This is a genomic window from Kitasatospora sp. NPDC057542, assembly GCF_042801945.1.
Classification (GTDB): Bacteria; Actinomycetota; Actinomycetes; order Streptomycetales; family Streptomycetaceae; genus Kitasatospora.
This window is the reverse complement of the sequence record NZ_JBHVFE010000615.1, coordinates 1-4,376: the sequence shown is the minus strand read 5'-3', so window position 1 is coordinate 4,376 and position 4,376 is coordinate 1. Positions and strand designations below refer to the sequence as shown.

Below are 4,376 nucleotides of genomic sequence, written 5' to 3'. Positions count from 1 at the left end.
GGGCGACGTTGGTGGTGAAGCCGCCGATGGCGACGTAGAGCGGGGTGCGGGTGTCCTGGAGGCCGCGCAGGACGCCGGTGGCGGCGAGCACGATGAGCATGGCGGGGATGCCGAGGACGCTGATGCGCAGGTAGGTGGTGGCGTGCGGGGCGGCCGTGGCGGAGGCGCCGAGGGCGTCGACGAGGGCCGGGACGGCCACCGGCGCGGGCGCCGGAACCGCCGGGGCGGCCTTGCCGGCCAGCGACTCCTTCGCGGGCGCCCGCAGGACGACCTCCGCGCCCGCCGTACGCGCCCGCTGCGCCTCCTGCTCCGCCGCGCGACGCTCCAGCAGCCGCAGCACGGCCGCCGCCCGCACGTACGCGGCCGGGCTGGCCGGGTACTTCGGACGGCTCGCGGCGAGCGCCCGCTGGGCCGCCTCGGCCTCCTTGAGCGCCTGCTCGGCCACCGTCACGGCCCGCTCGCGCAGCAGCCGGGCGATCTCGGTCTCGGCCTTCGCCAGCCGCGACTTCTCCGCCGTCAGCCGCCGCCCGAACCGGGTGGCCCGCTCCTCGGCGACCTCTGCCGCGTACTCGGCCTCGGCCAGCTGCTCCTCGAACCGCTCCTCGGCGCGCAGCCGCTGCGCCGCGGACATCTCGGCGGCCGCCCGGGCCGCCCTGTCCCGCTGGCGCAGCAGCAGCGCGAAGCCGAGCGTCGCGATCACCGCCGCGACGCCCACCGAGCGCACCAGGATGGTGTCCTGACTGAAAAGCAGAGCGGCCAGTGCGGCGACCAGCAGCACGCCGGCGGCGGTGGGGGGAAAGACCCGGCCGAGGACGGAGGAATGACGGTGGCGTCCGCGAGACATGTCCAAGAAACTAGCGTGCGAATTGGGGCCGTGTCAGCCCAGGGTCCCCTTCTGCCCTTGACAGCGTGCGGTTTTTACCGCACGTGCCCGGCTTCTCACCCAAGATCACGAAGAATGCCCTGCTCAGCGAGGTCTCAGCGGTGCGATGCCGCCGGGCCGCCCGGGTCGTCGTGGTTCTCCGGCAACTTGCACACGTGCTGGATCCAGAGCGCCGCCGCGATCACCGCGGCCCCCGCCAGCACCGCGAGCCCGGCCGTCACGGCCTGGTCCTTGCGGGCCGGCACGTCCAGCTCGCCCAGCAGGTAGATCCCGGCCCCCGCGTAGACGCCGGTGACCACCGCCGAGACCAGCGCGCTGGCCTGCCCCAGCACCACCGCCCGGGCCGCCAGCAGCGGGTCGACCCCCTTCGCCCCGGGCTGCCGCTCGCGCACCGCCTTCAGCCGGGCCCGCAGCGACAGCGCGGTCGCCAGCAGGATCACCGCCACCGCCGCCAGCACCACCGGCGCCGCGGCCGGCACGGCCGGCAGCGTGTCCACGGAGGCCCACAGCTTGGAGCCGGCCCAGGACAGCGCCGTCGTGGCGGCGGTGATGCCGATCAGCAGGCGGAGGCGAAGCAGCTTCACTCGGAGGGGGTCCTTCCCGGGTACCAGAACCGGCCGGGCCGCCCGGTGGCCCGGCGCGGCGACGCCAAGCCACCGTACCGGGCCCGGCCGGGCGGTCACCCGCGCGAACGGCTGACACCTAGTCGTACGGCCGGGCCCCCGGTCGAGTTCCCTGATCAACGACCCGGTCGTCGGCCCCGCGGGCCTACTCCGGCAGCGTCAGCCGGATGTCCTCGCGGCGCTTCACGCCCTGCGCGTCCGGGCCACCCAGCGCCGTCAGCAGGGCGTCCACCCGCCCATGCCCGGGCACCTCGGCCTCCGGCTGGGCGTCCAGCCAGGGGGCGAGCACGAAGGCCCGCTCGTGCGACCGCGGGTGCGGCAGCAGCAGCTGCGGGTCGTCGCTCGACACGCCCTCGTAGGTCAGGATGTCGACGTCCAGGGTGCGCGGGCCCCAGTGGACGGTCCGCACCCGCCCGAAGGCGTCCTCGATGGCGTTGCCGCGCTCCAGCAGGTCCCGCGGGGGCAGCGAGGTACGCAGCACCACGACCGCGTTGTAGTAGTTCGGCTGCTCCTCGGGCCCGCCGACGGCCTCGGTCTCGTACACCGCGGAGACGGCCGTGATCTTCAGCCCGGGGGTGTCGGCGAGCGCGTCGACGGCCCCCTGGAGGGTGTCCAGCCGGTTGCCCAGGTTGCTGCCGAGCGCGATCACCGCGCAGCGCTGGCTGTGCAGCGTGGTGTCGGCGGAGTCCACCCGGCTCTCCAGGTCGAACGCGTTCGGCGTGGTGGTCGGGTCGCTGGTGTTCATGCGCCCGCCTCGCTTCGCTCGGCAGAGGCATTCACCCGTGCGCGACTCCTGATCATTCGCTCGCTTCGCTCGCTCATCGGAAAACGTCCTCTACATCGGATACCGGGCGCGCGGTGGGGGTCATGCGCGGCCCCGGTGGATGGTCACGGTCACGTCGTCGAACGGCACGGTGATCGGGGCGTCCGGCTTGTGCACGGTGACCTCGACCTCCTCGACCGCTTCGTGCTTGAGGCACTGGTCGGCGATGCGCTGGGCCAGCGTCTCGATCAGGTCGACCGGCTCCCCGGCGATGATCGCGGTGACCTCCTCCGCCACCAGGCCGTAGTGCGCGGTGCGGGTGAGGTCGTCTCCGGCCGCCGCGGGGCGGGTGTCCAGGTACAGCACGAGGTCGACCACGAAGGTCTGCCCCTCGACGCGCTCGCGCTCGAAGACGCCGTGGTGGCCCCGGGCTCGCAGCCCCCGCAGGGTGACGCGGTCCAGCAAACGAATCACTGCTCCCAGTCGGACGGGCCCCGCCCGGAGAAAGGCATGGACGGGCAGGGCGAAGGCGGGCAGCACGCCCGCCACTCCGTTTCGAATCTACCCGCGAGCACGGACAACGCCTGACCGTCCTACCCGGCACGAACCGACGCCACGCGCGCCGATATGGCGATTGACGTGAACGTTCGGTGACCACTCGGGAATTCCCGGGCGACTTCCCGGGACGGCATTTCCACGGCCGCCGGAATCAGCTCTCCTCGTCGTCGTCCCCGCTGGTCAGAACGGGTGAACCGTGATGCGACCAGAGCTTCCACCCCGCCGGGGTACGACGGAACAGATTCGTCGACACGACCTTTCCGCCGACCAGCGGCCCGAGCTCTCCCTCCTCCTCCGACTCGCCGCCGGACAGGATGTTCTCGGTGCACGTGACAAGGGCCACATCACCGTGCACCTCGGCCTCGACATCGGTCAGGAAGAACTGGATGTACTCCGTGTTCATCATGATCAGCATGTACGAACGGGTCACCTGCGCCCGGCCGCGGAGCACCGGCCAGCCCGGGTGCACGCACACCACGCCACCTTTGTCGTCGGCGTCCGCGGCTCCCAGCCAGGCGTCCTCGACCGCTTCCAGGTCCCCCCGTTCCAGCGCCTCGTAGAGCCCCCGGTTCGCCGCGAGCACGGCCTCCAGGTCCGCCCCCCGGGCCCGCCCGGCCGTACCGCCGCTCAACCTGCCGTCACCTGTCACAGACCCTCCCTCACCCCAACCGCGCCGCGTGCTGCCAGGCCGCGACCACCCGGACGGCGTCCGCCGTCCCTGACACGTCGTGCACCCGCACCGCCCAGGCTCCGGCCCGGGCCGACAGCACCGACACCGCGGCCGTCGCGTCGTCGCGTTCCCGGGCCGGGCGCAGTTCCCCGGTTGCCGGGTCGGCGAGCAGCGTACCCAGGAACCGCTTGCGCGAAGCCGCCACGAGCACGGGACGGCCGAGCGCGATGAGCGCGTCCAGCCGGCCGAGCAGCGCCCAGTTGTGCTCGGAGGTCTTGGCGAAGCCGAGCCCCGGGTCGAGGATCAGCTGGTCCTCCTTGACCCCGGCGGCCAGCAGCGCGTCCACCCGGTCGGTCAGCTCGGCGACCACGTCCCGGACCACGTCGCCGTAGACGGCCATCCGGTCCATGTCGGCGGACTGCCCGCGCCAGTGCATCACCACGAAGGGCGCGCCGGTCTCGGCGACCACCCGGGCCATCGCCGGGTCGGCGAGCCCGCCGGAGACGTCGTTGACGATCGCGGCACCGGCCTCGACGGCCCGCTCGGCGACCGAGGCGCGCATGGTGTCCACGGAGACGATCACCCCGGCGTCGGCGAGCTCGCGCACCACCGGGAGCACCCGGCGCAGCTCCTCCTCCTCGGGCACCCGCTGCGAGCCCGGCCGGGTGGACTCGCCGCCGACGTCCACCAGGTCCGCGCCGCGGGCCCGCAGCGCGAGGCCGTGCGCGATCGCCTTGGCGGGGTCGTGCCACATCCCGCCGTCCGAGAAGGAGTCGGGCGTGACGTTGACCACGCCCATCACGGCGCAGCGCTCCAGCCGCGGCAGACCGGCCGGCAGGGAGAAGGACGGCGAATCGTTCATGCTTCCCATTATCGAAC

6 protein-coding genes are annotated in these 4,376 nt (G+C 73.3%); all 6 read right to left on the bottom strand.

Annotated features, from left to right (window positions below):
* Positions 1 to 844 (bottom strand): MATE family efflux transporter (locus ACFU7Y_RS40835; protein ID WP_380771452.1); only part of this gene is annotated, 844 nt, incomplete at its 3' end.
* Positions 845 to 978: 134 nt separating this feature from the next.
* A complete protein-coding gene (locus ACFU7Y_RS40830; RefSeq protein ID WP_224281657.1) occupies positions 979 to 1,467 on the bottom strand; it encodes a DUF3180 domain-containing protein in 489 nt (162 codons plus the stop codon).
* A gap of 184 nt (positions 1,468 to 1,651) precedes the next feature.
* Positions 1,652 to 2,251 (bottom strand): 2-amino-4-hydroxy-6-hydroxymethyldihydropteridine diphosphokinase, encoded by a 600-nt coding sequence (gene folK / locus ACFU7Y_RS40825; protein ID WP_224281658.1) that lies wholly within the window; start codon positions 2,249 to 2,251, stop codon positions 1,652 to 1,654.
* Positions 2,252 to 2,371: 120 nt separating this feature from the next.
* The gene (gene folB / locus ACFU7Y_RS40820) at positions 2,372 to 2,731 is read right to left on the bottom strand and encodes a dihydroneopterin aldolase (protein ID WP_224281670.1); all 360 of its coding nucleotides are present in this window, start codon (positions 2,729 to 2,731) and stop codon (positions 2,372 to 2,374) included.
* 247 nt (positions 2,732 to 2,978) lie between these two features.
* Positions 2,979 to 3,458, bottom strand: a complete 480-nt coding sequence (locus ACFU7Y_RS40815; protein ID WP_224281659.1) for a nuclear transport factor 2 family protein — start codon at positions 3,456 to 3,458, stop codon at positions 2,979 to 2,981.
* A 28-nt stretch (positions 3,459 to 3,486) separates the two neighbouring features.
* Entirely contained in the window at positions 3,487 to 4,359 is an 873-nt protein-coding gene (gene folP, locus ACFU7Y_RS40810; protein ID WP_374120012.1) for a dihydropteroate synthase, read from the bottom strand.
* Between the last annotated feature and the right edge of the window lie 17 nt (positions 4,360 to 4,376).